This window comes from Pseudokineococcus sp. 5B2Z-1 (assembly GCF_037482305.1).
In the GTDB taxonomy this organism is placed as follows: Bacteria; Actinomycetota; Actinomycetes; order Actinomycetales; family Quadrisphaeraceae; genus Pseudokineococcus.
Window position 1 is genome coordinate 1 of record NZ_JBBHZG010000006.1, and the last position, 17,134, is coordinate 17,134.

At 77.5% G+C, this 17,134-nt stretch carries 15 protein-coding genes; all 15 read right to left on the minus strand.

Going from position 1 to position 17,134, the window contains the following annotated elements; genetic code table 11:
• Positions 1–457 precede the first annotated feature (457 nt).
• The 15 genes from tyrS to rpmI all read right to left on the minus strand — a co-directional run bounded on the left by tyrS (position 458) and on the right by rpmI (position 17,051).
• Positions 458–1,723, minus strand: a complete 1,266-nt coding sequence (gene tyrS, locus WDV85_RS14115; RefSeq protein WP_339571230.1) for a tyrosine--tRNA ligase — start codon at positions 1,721–1,723, stop codon at positions 458–460.
• A gap of 10 nt (positions 1,724–1,733) precedes the next feature.
• Positions 1,734–2,504, minus strand: coding sequence for a DNA-3-methyladenine glycosylase (locus WDV85_RS14120; protein ID WP_339571231.1), 771 nt, complete (start codon positions 2,502–2,504; stop codon positions 1,734–1,736).
• Positions 2,501–3,961 carry an argininosuccinate lyase gene (argH, locus tag WDV85_RS14125; RefSeq protein WP_339571232.1) on the minus strand — a complete coding sequence of 487 codons (1,461 nt, stop codon included), beginning with the start codon at positions 3,959–3,961 and terminating at the stop codon, positions 2,501–2,503. Before argH ends, WDV85_RS14120 begins: the two co-directional genes overlap by 4 nt.
• Entirely contained in the window at positions 3,954–5,156 is a 1,203-nt protein-coding gene (locus WDV85_RS14130) for an argininosuccinate synthase (RefSeq protein ID WP_171202099.1), read from the minus strand. Before WDV85_RS14130 ends, argH begins: the two co-directional genes overlap by 8 nt.
• A gap of 79 nt (positions 5,157–5,235) precedes the next feature.
• A complete protein-coding gene (locus WDV85_RS14135) occupies positions 5,236–5,778 on the minus strand; it encodes an arginine repressor (RefSeq protein ID WP_339571233.1) in 543 nt (180 codons plus the stop codon).
• Positions 5,775–7,034, minus strand: a complete 1,260-nt coding sequence (locus tag WDV85_RS14140; RefSeq protein ID WP_339571234.1) for an acetylornithine transaminase — start codon at positions 7,032–7,034, stop codon at positions 5,775–5,777. Before WDV85_RS14140 ends, WDV85_RS14135 begins: the two co-directional genes overlap by 4 nt.
• Positions 7,031–7,891 carry an acetylglutamate kinase gene (argB, locus tag WDV85_RS14145; protein ID WP_344554034.1) on the minus strand — a complete coding sequence of 287 codons (861 nt, stop codon included), beginning with the start codon at positions 7,889–7,891 and terminating at the stop codon, positions 7,031–7,033. Before argB ends, WDV85_RS14140 begins: the two co-directional genes overlap by 4 nt.
• A 113-nt stretch (positions 7,892–8,004) precedes the next feature.
• The gene (gene argJ / locus WDV85_RS14150) at positions 8,005–9,156 is read right to left on the minus strand and encodes a bifunctional glutamate N-acetyltransferase/amino-acid acetyltransferase ArgJ (protein WP_339571236.1); all 1,152 of its coding nucleotides are present in this window, start codon (positions 9,154–9,156) and stop codon (positions 8,005–8,007) included.
• 67 nt (positions 9,157–9,223) lie between these two features.
• Positions 9,224–10,267, minus strand: a complete 1,044-nt coding sequence (argC, locus tag WDV85_RS14155; protein WP_339571237.1) for an N-acetyl-gamma-glutamyl-phosphate reductase — start codon at positions 10,265–10,267, stop codon at positions 9,224–9,226.
• A 127-nt stretch (positions 10,268–10,394) separates the two neighbouring features.
• Entirely contained in the window at positions 10,395–13,001 is a 2,607-nt protein-coding gene (gene pheT, locus WDV85_RS14160; RefSeq protein WP_339571238.1) for a phenylalanine--tRNA ligase subunit beta, read from the minus strand.
• A complete protein-coding gene (pheS, locus tag WDV85_RS14165) occupies positions 13,001–14,197 on the minus strand; it encodes a phenylalanine--tRNA ligase subunit alpha (RefSeq protein ID WP_339571239.1) in 1,197 nt (398 codons plus the stop codon). The genes pheT and pheS overlap by 1 nt, the downstream gene beginning before the upstream one ends.
• Positions 14,198–14,266: 69 nt before the next feature.
• Positions 14,267–15,373, minus strand: coding sequence for a sensor histidine kinase (locus WDV85_RS14170; protein WP_339571240.1), 1,107 nt, complete (start codon positions 15,371–15,373; stop codon positions 14,267–14,269).
• Positions 15,370–16,278: a TrmH family RNA methyltransferase gene (locus WDV85_RS14175; protein WP_298801579.1), complete on the minus strand. Its 909-nt coding sequence runs from the start codon at positions 16,276–16,278 to the stop codon at positions 15,370–15,372. Before WDV85_RS14175 ends, WDV85_RS14170 begins: the two co-directional genes overlap by 4 nt.
• Positions 16,279–16,307: 29 nt before the next feature.
• Complete coding sequence (rplT, locus tag WDV85_RS14180) at positions 16,308–16,685, minus strand: 50S ribosomal protein L20 (protein ID WP_171202091.1); 378 nt, start codon at positions 16,683–16,685, stop codon at positions 16,308–16,310.
• Positions 16,686–16,856: 171 nt separating this feature from the next.
• Positions 16,857–17,051 (minus strand): 50S ribosomal protein L35, encoded by a 195-nt coding sequence (gene rpmI / locus WDV85_RS14185; protein ID WP_171202090.1) that lies wholly within the window; start codon positions 17,049–17,051, stop codon positions 16,857–16,859.
• Between the last annotated feature and the right edge of the window lie 83 nt (positions 17,052–17,134).

Here is a 17,134-nt window from a genome sequence, read left to right on the forward strand (position 1 = left end):
ACACTTGACCAGAACCACGCGACACCGAGCCCACCGACGGCAGACCCAGCACCACCAGCCCAGCCCACAAAAATGGCATTCGACTTCGGTACGCTGTTGAGTTCTCAAGAAGCAGACCCGCACACCGGACCAACCCTGTGAAGGCGGCCCCCGTGTGAGGCGCTCCGCACCGTTCCCGGCGCGGCTCCGAAACACTAACCCAGATCCGCAGGCCATCCGACCAACCCGATCCGAGCCCCACGCACACCCGACAGACCGTCACTCCCCAAGAAGTGCCAGCCAGTCGGCCGAGCGAAGGAGCCTGACCCAGCGGGGACCGGCCACCGAGCTGGTGTCCGTTCCTCCCTCCCGGGCGGCGAGGAAGAACGTTAGGACACGCCTGCGGGCGCGCGCAAGTCCGTCCCCCGACCGGCTTCGCGAGCCGTGGCACGACAGTGCCGGCGGGGGCCCGGAGCGGTCAGCGCGGGCGGGCGTCGACGGCGGCCAGGGTGCGCTTCCCCCGGCGCAGGACCGCCCATCGCCCGTGGAGGAGCTGAGCCGGACCGAGCTCGGCGTCTCCGTCGCGGACCGCGACGTTGTTGACGTACGCCCCGCCGTCGGCCACCGCACGACGGGCCGCCGAGCGGCTCGGGCTGAGGCCGCTCGCCGCCAGCAGCTCGACGACGGTCCGGGCCCCCTCCCCCACCGCCGTCTGCGGGAGCTCGGCCAGCGCCGCCGTCAGCACCGGCTCGTCGAGGGCCTCGAGGTCCCCCCGCCCGAAGAGGGCGGCGGCGGCGGCCTCGGCGGACGCGACGGCGGCCTCCCCGTGCACGAGCGCCGTCACGTCGTGGGCCAGCGCGCGCTGGGCCTCACGCGCCCCGGGGCGCTCCGCCGTCGCCCTGGCGAGCGCCTCGAGCTCCTCCCGGCTCCGGTCGGTGAAGACCCTCAGGTACCCGTCCACCGCGGCGTCCTCGGCGCGCAGCCAGAACTGGTGGAAGGCGTAGGGCGTCGTCAGGGCGGGGTCGAGCCAGACCGTCCCGCTCTCGGTCTTGCCGAACTTCGTGCCGTCGGCCTTGGTCACGAGCGGCACGGTGAAGGCGTGCACCTGGGCCTGCTCCGCCCGGTGCACGAGGTCGACGCCCGCGGTGATGTTGCCCCACTGGTCGCTCCCCCCGAACTGCAGCGTGCAGCCGTGGCGGCGCCACAGCTCGAGGTAGTCCATGCCCTGCAGGACCTGGTAGCTGAACTCGGTGAAGCTGATGCCCCCGTCGCTCGCCATGCGGGCCGCCACGGCGTCCTTGGCGAGCATCCGGCCCACGCGGAAGTGGCGACCGACGTCGCGCAGCAGGTCGACGGCCGACAGGCGCGAGGTCCACTCCATGTTGTCGACCATCCGCGCCGGGTTCGGCCCGTCCAGCTCGACGAAGGGCTCGATCTGCCGCCGGACCCTGTCGACCCACCCGGCGACGACGTCGGCGTCGTTGAGCTGCCGCTCGGCCGTGGGCTTCGGGTCGCCGATGAGGCCCGTGGCCCCGCCGACGAGCAGGAGCGGGTGGTGCCCGGCCCGCTGCAGGCGCCGGGCGACGAGGATCTGCACGAGGTTGCCGATGTGCAGGCTGGGCGCCGTGGGGTCGAAGCCGACGTAGAAGGTGCACGGGCGGGCCAGCGCGGCCCTCAGGGCCTCCTCGTCCGTGGACTGGGCCACCAGCCCGCGCCAGCGCAGGTCCTCGAGCACGTCGCTCACGCCACACCTCTCACCGCAGCCGCCGTCCCGGCGGGCCGTCCGGGGCGGGCGGCCGCTCCAGCCTGCCAGAGCCTGTGCCGTCGCCCCCCGTGCCACCACGCCGCCCTGACCGGCGCGGCGCGGCCCGCCGGTAGGGCGACACCGACGGCTCGCCCTCGAGGTGCAGCCGCCAGGGGAAGCGGGCCCCGTCGCCGCCCTCCCCCGAGACACCGGTCCGGGGACCGCGGCGGACGCGCCCGGGGTCGACCTCGTCGCCGCGACGGCGCCCGAGGAGCCACGGGGAGGCCCCCGAGAGCAGGTCGTGGCCGTCGGAGGCGCCGTCGAGGCCGAGGGCGACGGTCAGACGGGCGGGGCCGCGGGCCAGGTCGCGGTCCTGGCGGGCCGTGGGGCGCCGGGCTCGGGCCAGCGCGAGCCCCTCGACGACCTCGCCGCCGCGCAGCAGCACGGCGGACGCCGTCCCGTCCGGACCGCAGACGACGTTGGCGCACCAGTGCAGGCCGTACGAGCGGTACACGTAGAGGTGCCCGGGCGGCCCGAACATCACCGCGGTCCGCGGCGTGCGCCCCCGGGCGGCGTGGGACCCCGGGTCCCCCGGCCCCGCGTAGGCCTCCACCTCCGTGAGCCGGACGACGACCGCGCCGTCCGGCGTCGCGTGGACGACGTGGCAGCCGAGGAGGTCGGCGGCCACGTCGAGCACGGGCCGGGCCAGCGCCGCCCGGGTCAGCGGGGCCGGCAGCCCCCCGGGGAGGCCGCCGGCGAGGGGCCCGGGGTGCTCCGTCACGCCGGCGAGGACGCCCCGGGGGCCCGCTGCGCCCACGCCCGCAGCGCGGCGCTGCGCGAGCGCGCGGCGCCGAGCTGCTCGGCGACCCGCACGGGCGCCGTGCCGCCCACGGCGTCGCGGGAGGCGAGGGAGCCCTCGACCGTGAGCACGTCGCGGACCGAGGGGTCCAGGTGCGGCGAGATCTCCGCGAGGTCGCCGTCGGTGAGGTCGACGAGCTCGACGCCGCGCTCCTCGCAGCGCCGCACGCAGGCGCCCGCCACCTCGTGCGCCTCCCGGAAGGGCGTGCCGCGGCGGACGAGCCAGTCGGCCACGTCGGTCGCCAGGGAGAAGCCCTGGGGGGCGAGCTCGGCCATCCGATCGGTGCGGAAGCGCAGCGTCGCGACCATGCCGGTGACCGCGGGCAGGAGCACCTGCAGCGTGTCGACGGCGTCGAAGACCGGCTCCTTGTCCTCCTGGAGGTCGCGGTTGTAGGCGAGCGGGAGCCCCTTGAGCGTCGTCAGGAGGCCCGTGAGGTCGCCGACGAGGCGCCCCGCCTTGCCGCGGGCGAGCTCGGCCACGTCGGGGTTCTTCTTCTGCGGCATGATGCTCGACCCCGTCGAGAAGGCGTCGTCGAGCACGACGAAGGAGAACTCCTTCGTCGCCCACAGGACGACCTCCTCCGACAGCCGCGAGAGGTCCACGCCCGCCATCGCCAGCACGAAGCAGGCCTCGGCGACGACGTCGCGCGCCGCCGTGCCGTCGATGGAGTTCTCCACCGGCCCGTCGAAGCCGAGCTCGGCGGCCACGGCCGCCGGGTCGAGCCCCAGCGAGGAGCCCGCGAGCGCGCCCGAGCCGTAGGGCGAGCGCGCCGCCCGCGCGTCCCAGTCGTGCAGCCGCTCGACGTCGCGCAGCAGCGGCCACGCGTGCGCCAGCAGGTGGTGCGCGAGGAGCACCGGCTGGGCGTGCTGCAGGTGCGTGCGCCCGGGCATCGGGGCCGTCGGGTGCGCGGCCGCCTGCTCGGCCAGGGCGTCCACGAGGTCGAGGAGCAGCCCGCCGACCACGCGCAGCTCCTCGCGCAGGTACGAGCGCACCATCGTGGCGATCTGGTCGTTGCGGGACCGGCCCGCGCGCAGGCGACCGCCCAGGTCGTCGCCCGCGCGCTCGAGGAGGCCGCGCTCCAGCGCCCCGTGCACGTCCTCGTCCGCCGGCGACGGGCCGAAGGCGCCGGAGACGACGTCGGCCTCCAGGGCATCGAGGGCGGCGAGCATGCCGTCGAGCTGGCCGTCGTCGAGCAGCCCCGCCCGGTGCAGCACCCGGGCGTGCGCCCGGGACCCCGCGAGGTCGTGGCGGGCGAGGCGCCAGTCGAAGTGCGTCGAGCGCGACAGCTCGGTGAGCGCCTGCGCGCTCGTGCCGGCGAAGCGGCCGCCCCAGAGCCGCCCCTCGCCCGTCGCCCCCGCGCCCCCTGCGGCCTCAGCCACGGGTGCGCTGGTCCCGGCCCGAGGCGATCTTGCTCGGCAGGCCCCAGATGTCGACGAAGCCCTTGGCGAGCGACTGGTCGAAGGAGTCGCCCGAGTCGTACGTCGCGAGGGAGAAGTCGTAGAGGCTCGTCTCGCTGCGGCGCCCCGTGACGACGGCGCGCCCGGCGTGGAGCACCATCCGCACCTCGCCGGTGACGTGCTCCTGGCTCTCCGCGACGAAGACGTCGAGGGCGCGCTTCAGCGGGGAGAACCACAGGCCGTCGTAGACCAGCTCGGACCAGCGCTGGGACACCCCGCGCTTGAAGCGGGCGAGGTCGCGCTCGAGGGTGACGTTCTCGAGCTCCTCGTGCGCCGTCAGCAGCGCGATCGCCCCCGGCGCCTCGTAGACCTCGCGGCTCTTGATGCCCACGAGGCGGTCCTCGACCATGTCGATCCGGCCGACGCCCTGCTCGCCGGCGCGGCGGTTGAGCTCCTCGATCGCCTGCAGCACCGTGACCGGGCGGCCGTCGAGGGCCACCGGCACCCCGCGCTCGAAGGCCACGACGACCTCGTCCGGGCCCGGGGACTGCCCCGGCTCCTGCGTGTAGCTGTAGACGTCCTTGGTCGGCGCGTTCCAGATGTCCTCGAGGAAGCCCGTCTCGACGGCGCGGCCCCAGACGTTCTGGTCGATCGAGAAGGGGTTGCTCTTCGTCGTCTCGATGGGCAGCTCGTGGGCCTGGGCGAACTCGATGGCCTTGTCGCGCGTCAGCGCGAGGTCGCGGACGGGCGCGATGCACGACAGCTCGGGCGCGAGGCTCTGGATGCCGACCTCGAAGCGGACCTGGTCGTTGCCCTTGCCGGTGCAGCCGTGGGCGACGACGGACGCGCCGTGCTGCTGGGCCGCCGCGACGAGGTGCTTGACGATGACGGGCCGCGAGATCGCCGACACGAGCGGGTAGCGGTCCATGTAGAGGGCGCCCGCCTGCAGCGCGGGCAGGCAGTACTCGTCGGCGAACTCGTCGCGGGCGTCGGCGACCTCGGCCTCCACGGCGCCGCACGCCAGGGCGCGCTCGCGGATGGTCTGGAGGTCCTCGCCCCCCTGGCCGACGTCGACGGCGACGGCGACGACCTCGGCCCCCGTGCGCTCGGCGATCCAGCCGATGGCCACGGAGGTGTCGAGGCCTCCGGAGTAGGCGAGGACGACGCGGTCGGTCACAGGGTGCTCCTCAGGTGCTCTCGGGGGTGGTGCGTGCGGGGTCGTGCGTGCGGTGGTCGTGCGGTGGTGGGGGCCGGGCTCAGGCTCCCGTGCGCCCGGCGGCCAGGTCCAGCAGGCGGCGCGCCGTGGCGTCGCCGTCCGGGCCGCGCCCGATGACGAGGACGGTGTCGTCGCCCGCGATGGTGCCGAGCACCTCGGGCAGGACCGAGGTGTCGATGGCGGAGGCCAGGTACTGCGCCGCGCCGGGCGGCGTGCGCAGGACGACGAGGGACCCGGAGGCCTCCGCCGTGACGAGGAGCTCCTCGGCCAGGCGGGACAGCCGGGCCAGCGACGTCCCGGCCGCCCGCGCGGCGACCGGCGTGCGATCGCCGCCCTCGCCCGGGACGGCGTAGACGAGCCCGTGCTCGGGGTCGCGGACCTTGGTGGCGCCGAGCTCGACGAGGTCGCGCGACAGCGTCGCCTGGGTGACCTCGACCCCCTCGGTCGCCAGCAGCTCGGCGAGCTCGGTCTGCGAGCGCACCGGCCCCGAGCGCAGGAGGGCGACGACGCGGGCGTGGCGGGCCGCACGGGTCGAGGGACGTCCCGTCCCGGCCGCCGGCCCCGCTCCAGCCCCGGCGCTCACGCCTCCTCCTGCGCCGCGGCCGCGAGGACCGCCGGCAGGGCGGCGACGAACGAGCCGGCCTGCTCGTCGGTGAGGACGAGCGGCGGGGCGAGGCGCACGGCCGACGGGGCGACGGCGTTGACGACGAAGCCCGCCTCGAGGGCGGCCCGCGCGACGGCCGGCGCGGCCGGGCGCGAGAGCTCCAGGGCCAGGAGGAGGCCCTCGCCGCGCACCCCCGCGAGCAGCCCGGTGGGGTCGTCGACGCCGGCGAGGTCGGCCTTCCAGCGGGCGCCGAGGTCGCGCGCGCGCTCGACCAGCCCGTCGCGCTCGAGCACGTGGAGGACGGCCAGGGCCGCGGCGGCGCAGACGGGGTTGCCCCCGAAGGTCGTGCCGTGCTGGCCGGCCCCGAGCAGCGCGCCGGGCCCCTCGCCCAGGCCGACGACGGCGCCGACGGGCAGGCCGCCGCCGAGGCCCTTGGCGAGGGTGACGACGTCGGCGTCGACGCGGCCGTCGGGGCCCGCGGAGGCGAACCACCGCCCGGTGCGCCCCACGCCGGTCTGCACCTCGTCGACGACGAGCAGCGCGCCGGCGGCGGCGGTGAGCTCCCGCGCCGCGGCGAGGTAGCCGGGGGGCAGGGGGCGCACGCCGGCCTCGCCCTGCACGGGCTCGACGACCAGGGCGCCGACCCGACGGCCGGCGTCGCCGTCGAGGGCCGCCGCGAGCGCGTCGAGGTCGCCGAACGGCAGGTGCCGCACGCCCCCGGGCAGGGGCTCGAAGGGCTCGCGGATCGCCTGCTTCGCGGTGAGGGCGAGCGCGCCCATGGACCGTCCGTGGAAGGCGCCCTCGAGGGCGAGCACCTCGGGGCGGCCGGTGCGCCGCGTCATCTTGAACGCGCCCTCGTTGGCCTCGGTGCCGCTGCTGCAGAGGAAGACCCGGCTGCCCTCGGGCGCCCCCAGGAGCTCGAGGAGCCGCTCGGCCAGGGCGACCTGCGGGCCCGTCGCGAAGAAGTTCGAGACGTGGCCGAGGGTCGCCATCTGCGCCGTCACCGCGGCGGTGAGGACGGGGTGGGCGTGGCCGAGGGCGTTGACCGCGATGCCGGCGAGCAGGTCGAGGTAGCGCCGGCCGTCGACGTCCCACACCCAGGCGCCCTCGCCGCGGACGAGCACCCGCTGCGGCGCGCCGTAGGTGCCCATGAGGGCGCGCGCGTAGCGCTCGGCCACGGCGCCGCCGACGGCGTCGCCGACGCCCGGGACCTCCGCGACCGCTCCGGCGCTCACGGCAGCACCACCTGGGTGCCGACGCCCTCGGGCGTGAAGACCTCGAGGAGCACGGCGTGCTCGACCCGGCCGTCGAGCACGGTGGCCTGCGGCACTCCGGCCCGCACGGCGCGCAGGCACGCCTCCATCTTGGGGATCATCCCGGCGTCCAGCCCCGGCAGGAGCGCCTCGAGGTCGTCGGCCGTGATCGAGCGGACGAGCGAGGAGCGGTCGGGCCAGTCGGCGTAGAGGCCCTCGACGTCGGTGAGGACGACGAGCTTGGCGGCGCCGAGCGCCGCGGCGATGGCCGCCGCGGCCGTGTCGGCGTTGACGTTGAGGACGGCCCCGGCCTCCACGGCGTCGCCGTCGGCCTCGGGCGCGACCGTGGCGACGACGGGGATGCGGCCCGCCTCGAGGAGGTCGAGGACGGCCGTGGGGTCGACGTCGACGACGTCCCCCACGAGGCCCACGTCCACGGGCTCCCCGTCGACGAGCGCCTCGCGGCGGACGGCGCGCAGGAGGCCCGCGTCCTCGCCGGACAGGCCGACGGCGAGGGGGCCGTGCGCGTTGAGGAGGCCGACGAGCTCGCGCCCGACCTGGCCGACGAGCACCATCCGGACGACGTCCATCGCCTCGGGCGTGGTCACCCGCAGCCCGCCGCGGAACTCGCTCTCGATGCCCAGGCGGCCGAGCATGCTCGAGATCTGCGGCCCGCCGCCGTGGACGACGACGGGACGCACGCCGACGGAGCGCAGGAACACCATGTCCGCGGCGAAGGCGCGGCGCAGGCGGTCGTCGACCATGGCGTTGCCGCCGTACTTGACGACGACGACCTCGCCGGCGAAGCGCTGCAGCCACGGCAGCGCCTCGACGAGCACGGCGGCCTTGGCCCCGGCGTCGAGGCCGGAGGCGGTGCCGGGTCCCGTGGCGGAGGTCGGGTCGGCGGGCTGGGCGGAGGTCGGGGCCCCGGCCCCGTCGGCGGTGGGCGCGCTCACGTCGAGTACGCCGAGTTCTCGTGCACGTAGGCGTGCGTGAGGTCGTTGGTCCACACCGTGGCCTCCTCGGGGCCGGCCTTGAGGTCGACGACCACCGCGACGTCGCGCGCCGAGAGGTCGACGAGGGAGCGGGGCTCGCCGACCGCGCCGTCGCGGCAGACGGCGACGCCGTTGAAGGAGACGTCGAGCACCGCCGGGTCGAAGGCGGCGGAGGTCGTGCCGACGGCCGCCATGACGCGGCCCCAGTTCGGGTCCCGCCCGAAGACGGCGGCCTTGAAGAGGTTGCTGCGCGCCACGGAGCGGGCCACCTCCAGGGCGTCGGCCTCGGAGGCGGCGCCGCGGACGGTGATGGCGACGTCGTGCTCGCTGCCCTCGGCGTCCGACAGCAGCTGGGAGGCCAGGTCGGCGCACAGCGGCCGCAGCGCCGCCGCCAGCTCCTCCGCGCTGACGCGCACGCCGGAGGCCCCGCTCGCCAGCAGGGCGACGGTGTCGTTGGTCGACTGGCAGCCGTCGGAGTCGAGCCGGTCGAAGGTCGCGGCCGTGGCGGCGCGCAGGGCGGCGTCGGCGTCGGCCGGCTCGACGACGGCGTCCGTCGTCAGGACGACGAGCATCGTCGCGAGCGCCGGCGCGAGCATGCCCGCGCCCTTGGCCATCCCCCCGCACGCCCAGCCGTCGCGCTCGACGACGGCCGTCTTCGGCACCGTGTCGGTCGTCATGACCGCCACGGCGGCGTCGTCCCCGCCCTCGGCCGACAGCGCGCCGGCGACGGCGTCCACGCCCGCGAGGAGCCGCTCGGCGTCGAGCTGCTCGCCGATGAGGCCGGTCGAGCAGACGAGCACCTCGCCCGCGCCGCAGCCGAGGAGCTCGGCCGTGCGCTCGGCGGTGCGGTGGGTCGCCGCGAAGCCCTGGGGGCCCGTGTAGCAGTTGGCCCCGCCGGAGTTGAGGACGACGGCGCGGCCGCGCCCCGTGCGGGCGACGACCTCCGACCACAGCACCGGGTTCGCCTTGCAGCGGTTCGAGGTGAAGACGGCGGCCAGCACGTCGAGGGGCCCGTCGTTGACGACGAGCGCGACGTCGGGGCGGCCGCTGGGCTTGAGGCCGGCCGTCACGCCGGCGGCGCGGAAGCCCGCGGGGGCGGTGGTGCTCACGAGGGCCTCCTGGCGGTGGTGCCGGCGGACGGGCGACGGGGGGCGGGGACGGCGGGGCGGCGGACGCTCACGGCGCCAGCCCGACGGCGCTGAGCCCCGCGCCCTCGGGGAGGCCGAGCGCGAGGTTGAGGCCCTGCACCGCAGCGCCGGCGGTGCCCTTGACGAGGTTGTCGACGGCGGCGACGGCGACGACCCGGCCGACGCGCTCGTCGAGCGCCACCTGGAGGTGGACGGCGTTGGAGCCGGCCACGTCCTTGGTCCGCGGCCAGCGGCCCTCGGGCAGCACGTGGACGAAGGCCTCGTCCGCGTAGGCGTCCTGCCAGGCGGCCCGGACCTGCGCGGCCGTCGTCCCCGGACGCGCGCGGGCCGTCGCCGTGGCGAGGATGCCGCGCGGCATCGGCGCGAGCGTCGGGGTGAAGGACAGCCGCACCGGCGCGCCGGCGGCGGCGGACAGGCCCTGCTCCACCTCGGGCGTGTGCCGGTGGACGCCGCCGACGCCGTAGGGCGACATCGAGCCCATGACCTCGGCGCCGAGCATCGCGACCTTCGCGGCGCGACCGGCGCCCGAGGTGCCGGACGCGGCCACCACGACGACGTCGTCGGCCTCGCACAGGCCGGCGGCCATGCCCGGGGCGAGGGCGAGGGTGCAGGCCGTGGGGTAGCAGCCGGGGACGGCGAGGCGCCGGGCGCCGACGAGGGCCGCGCGCTGGCGACCGCCGCCCGCCAGCGGCAGCTCCGGGAGGGCGTACGGCCACGTGCCGGCGTGGGGGCTGCCGTAGAAGGCCTCCCACGCGGCGGCGTCAGCGAGCCGGTGGTCGGCGGCGGCGTCGACGACGAGCACCTCGTCGCCGAGCTCGGCGGCGAGCGGGCCGGAGCTGCCGTGCGGCAGCGCCAGGACGACGACGTCGTGCCCGGCGAGCACCTCGGCGCTCGTCGGCTCGAGGACCCGGTCGGCCAGCGGCAGCAGGTGCGGGGCGTGCTGGCCCAGCGGGGTCTCGGCGCTCGAGGCCGCGGTGAGCGCCCCGACCTCGACGTCCGGGTGGCCGAGCAGGAGGCGCAGGACCTCCGCCCCCGCGTAGCCGCTGGCCCCCGCGACCGCCACCCTCACCATGCGCATGACCATACACATCCATGGATGCTCATGCGAACGGCGCCACGCCCGTCCGGCCGGCGGACCGGCGGACGCCCAGCCGACGGCGCGAGCCGCCGGTGCCGGCCGCCGGTGCCGGCCGCCGCCCTCAGGTGCCGCGCAGGACGGCGCCCGTCGCCTCCCCCGCCGCGGCCACCGCGGCCTCGCGCGCCTGCGCGACCTCGGCGCCGGTGAGCGTGCGGTCGGCGGCCCGGAAGCGCAGCGCGAAGGCCAGGGAGCGGCGGCCCTCGCCCACCTGCTCGCCGGCGTAGACGTCCACGAGCCGGCACTCCTCGAGCAGGGGCCCGGCGCCGCGCCGCAGGGCGGCCTCGACGTCGGCGGCGGGCACGGACGCGTCGACGACGAGGGCGACGTCCTGCTTGACCACGGGGTAGGTCGCGAGGGCGCCCGGTCGCGGCGGGCCGGGCAGCGCGCCCAGGAGCACGTCGAGGTCGAGCTCGAGCGCGACCGTGCGGGCCGGCACCTCGAGCGCCGCGACGGCCCGCGGGGCCAGCTCGCCGGCGTAGCCGACGACGGCGCCGGCGGCCGGCCCCCCGGCCACCCGCAGCGCCGCGCAGCGACCGGGGTGGAACGGCGGCCGGTCGGCCTCGGCCGCGGCCGTCAGCGGGACGCCGAGGACCTCGCCGACGAGGAGGGCGAGCTCGACGGCGTCACGGGCGTCGGCGCTGCGGCCCCGACCCTCCCAGTCGCGCGGGGTGCGCGCGCCGACGAGGAGCGCCGCGACGTGGAGGGGCTGGTGCGGCACCGACGCCCGGACGGCCGCCTCCTCCTCGGCGGTCGGCCGCCGGTCGACACCCGGCCGGGGCGACGGCGCGCGGTCCGCCGCGGGCAGCGCCACGGAGCCCAGCTCGAAGAGCGCCACGTCGTCGGCGCCGCGGCCGACGTTGCGGCGCAGCACGTCGACGAGCGTCGCGAGCAGGCTCGTGCGCAGGAGCGGCTCCTCCTCGCGCAGCGGGTTGGCCACGCGCAGGGCGCGGCGGCGCTCGTCCTCCTCGGCCAGCCCCAGGGCGTCGGCCCGCTCGGGCGCGACGAACGGGTAGCTGGCCACCTCGACGAGCCCCGCCTCGGCGAGCGCGCGGGCCACGGAGCGCACCGCGCGGCGGCGCGCCGTCAGGCCACCGCCGGCGAGGACCCCGCCGGCCGTGCCCGGCACGGCCCGGGGCAGCACGGAGGGGATGCGGTCGTAGCCGTCGAGGCGCGCGACCTCCTCCACGAGGTCGGCGGCCTGCCGCAGGTCCGGCCGCCACGACGGCGGCTCGACCGTCCAGGCGCCGACCGCCCCGGAGCCCGCGAGCGCGTCCGGCGCGCCGGGGCCGCCGGAGACCGCGCACCCGACCTGCTCGAGCAGCGCGCGCACGCGCTCGGGGGCGTAGTCGACGCCCACCAGCCGGGCGGGCTCGCCGACGGGGAGGGCGACGACCGGTCGCTCGACCGGCCCGCCGACGTCGGTGAGGCCGTCCTCGGCGGTGCCGCCGCCGTGCTCGACGAGCAGGTCGACGGCCAGCTGGGAGGCGGCCGCGGCCATCGCGTCGTCGACGCCGCGCTCGAAGCGACGGCTCGCCTCGCTGGGGAGGCGGTGCCGCCGGGCCGTGCGGGCGACGGAGACGGGGTCGAAGCACGCCGCCTCGAGGACGACGTCGCGGGTCGCCGCGGTGACCTCGGTGCTCGCCCCGCCCATGACGCCGGCCAGCCCGACGGCGCGGGCCCCCTCCGCGCCGTCGGCGATGACGAGGTCCTCGGGGTGCAGGGCCCGCTCGACGCCGTCGAGCGTCGTCAGGCGCTCCCCCGCACGGGCGCGGCGGACGACGAGGGCCCCGTCGAGGCGCGCGGCGTCGTAGGCGTGCAGCGGCTGGCCGACGAGGAGCATGACGTAGTTCGTCACGTCGACGGCGAGGGACACGGGGCGCATCCCCGCCTGGACGAGCCGGCGGCGCAGCCACCACGGCGACGGACGGCTCGGGTCGACGCCGCGGACCGTGCGCGCGGTGAACCGGCTCGCCCCCGGCCGCCCGCCGAGGGGCCCCTCGTCGGCGAGGACGACGTCGCGCTCGCCCGGCCCGCTCGGCACCCGGACGCCGGCCAGCGGGTCGCGGAAGGCCGTCGCGACGTCGAGGCCCCGCCCGTGGGCGTGCTCGCGCCCGAGCCCGCGGACGCTGAGGCAGTAGCCGCGGTCGGGGGTGACGTTGACCTCGACGACCCGGTCGTCCAGCCCGAGGAGGGCCGTGGCGTCGTCGCCCGGCGCGGCGCCGTCCGCCGCGGCTCCCAGCAGCTCCCCGAGCACGACGATCCCGTCGGAGTCCTCCCCCAGCCCCAGCTCGGCGGTGGAGCAGATCATCCCGTCGGAGACGTGCCCGTAGGTCTTCCGCGCGGCGATGGCGAAGCCGCCGGGCAGCACGGCGCCGGGCAGGCTGACGACGACGAGGTCGCCGGCGCCGAAGTTCTGCGCCCCGCAGACGATGCCGCGCGGCTCCTCCTCGCCGACGTCGACCGAGCACCAGTGGATCGTCTTGCCGTTCTTCTGCGGCTCGGGCTCGGCCGACAGGACGCGCCCGACGACGACGGGGCCGCTGACGTCGCCGCCGTGCAGGCCCTCCTCCTCGAGGCCGACGCGCACGAGCACCGCGGCGACGTCCTCCGCGGTCGCGCCGTCCGCGACGTCCGTGACCTCCGCGAGCCAGCTCACCCCGACGCGCATCAGACCTCCACCCCGAAGCGCCGGCTGAACCGGGCGTCGCCCTCGACCATGTCGCGCATGTCCTGCACGCCGTTGCGGAACATCAGCGTCCGCTCGACCCCCATCCCGAACGCGAAGCCGGAGAACCGCTCGGGGTCCACGCCGGCGGCCCGCAGGACGTGGGGGTTGACCATCCCGCAGCCGCCCCACTCGATCCATCCCGTGCCCCCGCAGGTGCGGCAGGGGGCGCCCTCGCCCGCGGGGTCGTCCGCGCGGGTCGAGGCCGCCTCCTCGGCGGCGGTCGCCGCCCCCTGCGCGCGGCCGGCCGGCCCGCCGTCGGGGGCGACGACGCCGGTGCCCGTGCACACGGGGCAGCGGACGTCGAGCTCGGCGCTCGGCTCGGTGAAGGGGAAGAAGGCCGGGCGCAGGCGCGTCACCGTGCCCTCCCCGAGCATCGCCACGGCCAGGGCGTCGAGGACGCCCCGCAGGTGGGCCATGGTCAGGTGCTCGTCGACGGCGAGCCCCTCGACCTGCGTGAAGACGGGCGTGTGGGTGGCGTCGAGCTCGTCGGTCCGGAACACGCGCCCGGGGACGGCGACGTAGAGCGGCGCGCCGTGGTCGAGCAGGGCGCGCGCCTGCACGGGCGAGGTGTGCGTGCGCAGCACCAGCCCGTCCTCCGGCGGGTCGACGAAGAAGGTGTCCTGCATCTGCCGCGCGGGGTGGTCGGGGCCGAAGTTGAGGGCGTCGAAGTTGAACCACTCCGCCTCGACCTCGGGGCCCTCGAGCACGCTCCAGCCGAGCCCGGTGAAGAAGTCCTCCACGCGCTCGACGAGCAGCCCCAGCGGGTGCCGGGCCCCCCGGGGGCGCCGCGACGTCGGCTGCGTGAGGTCGAGCGCCTCGGTGACGAGGACGGCGGCGTCGCGCTCGGCCTCGAGGACGGCGCGGCGCTCGGCGACGGCGTCGGCGACCCGCCGCCGCGCCTGGCCCATCCGGCGGCCGGCGTCGGCCTTCGCCGACGGCGGGAGCGCCCCGATCTCGCGGTTGGCCAGGGCCAGCGGGCTCCGGTCGCCCCCGTGGGCGCGGGAGGCCGCCGCGAGCTCCTCGAGGTCGCCGGCCGCGGCGACGGCCGCGAGCGCGTCGGCCACGGCGCCCTCGACCTGCTCGGCGTCCAGCGGCGTCACCTGGACGGGGTCGAAGTCCTTGTTCGGGGCAGACACGGGGGGTGAGTCTAGGGACCGCCCGCGGCCGGGCCGCCCGTCGTCCGCCGCCGCCGACCCCCGTGGCGGTCAGACGTCGGGGTGCAGGTCCGCGGTGGGGTCGCCGGCGGGGAGGGTGAAGACGAAGCGGGCGCCGCCGAGGTCGGAACGGCGCACGACGATGCGACCGCCGTGCGCCTCCACGAGGCCGCGGACGACGTAGAGGCCGAGGCCGGTGCCCCCCCGGCTCTCGCCGCGCCAGAACTTCGTGAAGACGAGGGGGATGTGGGCCTCGGAGATGCCGGGGCCGGCGTCCTCGACGCAGACGACGAGGGCCTCGGCGTCGCGCGAGGGCACGGCGTCGAGGGCCTCGGAGGCGACCGCGCCCGTCCCCAGGGACAGGCGCACGAGCCCGTCGCCGTGGCGGACGGCGTTCTCGACGAGGTTGGCGAGCACCTGGTCGAGGCGGTCGCGGTCCGCCCACACCTCGGGGAGCGCCTCGGCGGGCGGCGCGTCGACGCGCACGCGGTCCGGGTCGAGCCCGGAGGCGACCGCCCGCTCGGCGTGGGCGCGCAGGACGGCGCCGAGGTCCACGGGCAGCGTGCGCACCTCGAGGCGGCCCACGTCGATGCGCGAGATGTCGAGGAGCTCGGTGATGAGGCGGGTGACGCGGTCGGCGTCGTGCTCGACGGTCCGCAGCATGAGCTGCTTCTGCTCGTCGGTGAAGCGCTCCCAGCGGCGCAGCAGCGTCGAGGTGAAGCCCTTGACGCTCGTCAGGGGCGAGCGCAGCTCGTGCGCCACGGTGGCGATGAGCGCGGCGTGGTCGGCCTCGGCGCGGCGGCGGGCGTCCGTCCCCCGCAGCGCGAGGACCACCCGGCTCACCGGCTCGCCGCGGCCCGGGCGCACGTAGCGGGCGGTGACGAGCACCTCGCGCCCGCCCGGGAGGACGAGCAGGCGCTCGCGGTGCCCCCGGCGGGTGGCGAGGCCCGACCACGGGTCGGTGCAGGCCCACCAGCGTCGCCCCGAGGTGTCCTGCAGGGCCAGCGCGTCGCGCACGTCGCGCCCCAGCAGGTCCGCGGCGCGCAGCCCCAGGCAGCGCTCGGCCTCCGGGGTGACGACGACGACGCGCGCGTCGGCGTCGGCGACGACGAGCCCGTCGGGCAGGTCGCCCGGGTCGAGGAGCATCTCCTCGCTCACGCCCGGGCCCCCGCGGCGCAGGACGTCCGGGGCCGGTGGGCCCGGGCGGCCGCGTAGAGGCAGACCGCCGCCGCCGTGGCGAGGTTGAGGCTCTCGGCGCGGCCGTGGAGCGGCACGCGGACCACGGCGTCCGCGAGCTCGCGGTCGGCCGGCGACAGGCCGTGGGCCTCGGTGCCGAAGACCCAGGCGACCGGCCCCGCCAGGGGGCCCCCGCCGTCGGCCGCCGCGTCCGCGAGGTCGTCGAGGTCGTCCTCCCCCTCGCCGTCGGCGGCCAGCACGGCCGCGCCCGCCGAGCGCAGGCCCGCCACCGCCTCGGCCAGCCCGACGCCCGTCACGACGTCGAGGTGGAAGAGGGAGCCCGCCGTCGAGCGGACGCACTTGGGGTTGTAGAGGTCGACGCTGCCGGAGGTGAGGACGACGGCGTCCGCCCCCGCGGCGTCGGCGGCCCGCAGCACCGTGCCGGCGTTGCCCGGGTCGCGGACCTCGGCGAGGACGGCGACGAGCCGGGGCCGACGGGCGAGCACGTCCGCGAGCGGGACGTCGACCGGCCGGCAGACGGCGAGCAGGCCCTGCGGCGCGACCGTGTCGGCCATCGCCGCGAGGACCTCGTCGGTGCACGGCCGCACGGTCGCGCCGCGGCGCGCGGCCTCCTCGACGAGCGCCCCGTGCCGCTCGAGGGCCTCCGGCGTGCCGTAGAGGTCGCGGACCGCCCCGGCCGGCACGGCCTCCCGCACCGCCTGCGGGCCCTCGGCGAGGAAGGCCCCGGCCCGCACGCGCGCGGGGCGCCCCGCCAGCCGGCTGACCGACCGCACCCGCTCGCTGCGGGGGTTGGCCAGCACGGCCGTGGCGGGACGCCCCGGGGGGTGCTGCTGGTGCTGGTCGTGCTGGGGGGCGGACGCGCTCATGCCGCCCGCCCGACCCGGCGTCGCTGGGCTCAGGCCGCCGCGCCGGCCTGAGCCGGCACGTTGGCGCGAGAGAGCTCGACGAGCGCCGCGAAGGCCGCCTCGTCGTTGACGGCCAGCTCGGCGAGCATGCGGCGGTCGACCTCGACACCCGCGGCCTTGAGGCCCTGGATGAAGCGATTGTAGGTCATGCCGTTGGCGCGCGCGCCGGCGTTGATGCGCTGGATCCACAGGCGGCGGAAGTCGCCCTTGCGCGCCTTGCGGTCGCGGTAGGCGTAGACGAGGGAGTGGGTGACCTGCTCCTTCGCCTTGCGGTACAGCCGCGAGCGCTGGCCGCGGTAGCCGCTGGCGCGCTCGAGGGTCTCCCGGCGCTTCTTCTGGGCGTTGACCGCCCGCTTGACGCGTGCCACTGGGGTGCTCCTCGTCGTCTCGGCCCGGGGGCCGTGGGGCCCGGGCGGCCGGAAGGCCGCCGCGGGCGTGTGCTCGGTGGGGTGCCCGCCCCGCGAGCGGGGTCGAGGCGGTGGGGTCGCTCGCGCGACCGCCGGGGAGCCGGGGCGTCGGACGCCCGCCCCGGCGGGGGCTCAGCGCCCGAGGAGCCGGCGCGCCGTCTTGGCGTCGGCGCCGGAGACCTGGGCGTCGCCGGCGAGGCGGCGGGTCACGCGGGAGGACTTGCCCTCGAAGAGGTGGCGGCGGCCGGCGCGCTCGCGCATGACCTTGCCCGTGCCGGTCAGGCGCAGGCGCTTCTTGGCGCCGCTGTGGGTCTTGTTCTTCGGCATGGCGCCGGGTCTCCTCATGCTCGTGCGCGGGCCCCCGGGGTGAGCCCCGGGGGCGGTGGTGCGGGTGGTGCTGGGCGGGCCCG

What these genes read in the sequence shown, in the direction of transcription:
- argC (WP_339571237.1), bottom strand. Translation starts at nt 10,267, where the DNA reads ATGGTGAGGGTGGCGGTCGCGGGGGCCAGCGGCTACGCGGGGGCGGAG.
- pheT (WP_339571238.1), bottom strand. Translation starts at nt 13,001, where the DNA reads ATGCGCGTCGGGGTGAGCTGGCTCGCGGAGGTCACGGACGTCGCGGAC.
- WDV85_RS14175 (WP_298801579.1), bottom strand. Translation starts at nt 16,278, where the DNA reads ATGAGCGCGTCCGCCCCCCAGCACGACCAGCACCAGCAGCACCCCCCG.
- rpmI (WP_171202090.1), bottom strand. Translation starts at nt 17,051, where the DNA reads ATGCCGAAGAACAAGACCCACAGCGGCGCCAAGAAGCGCCTGCGCCTG.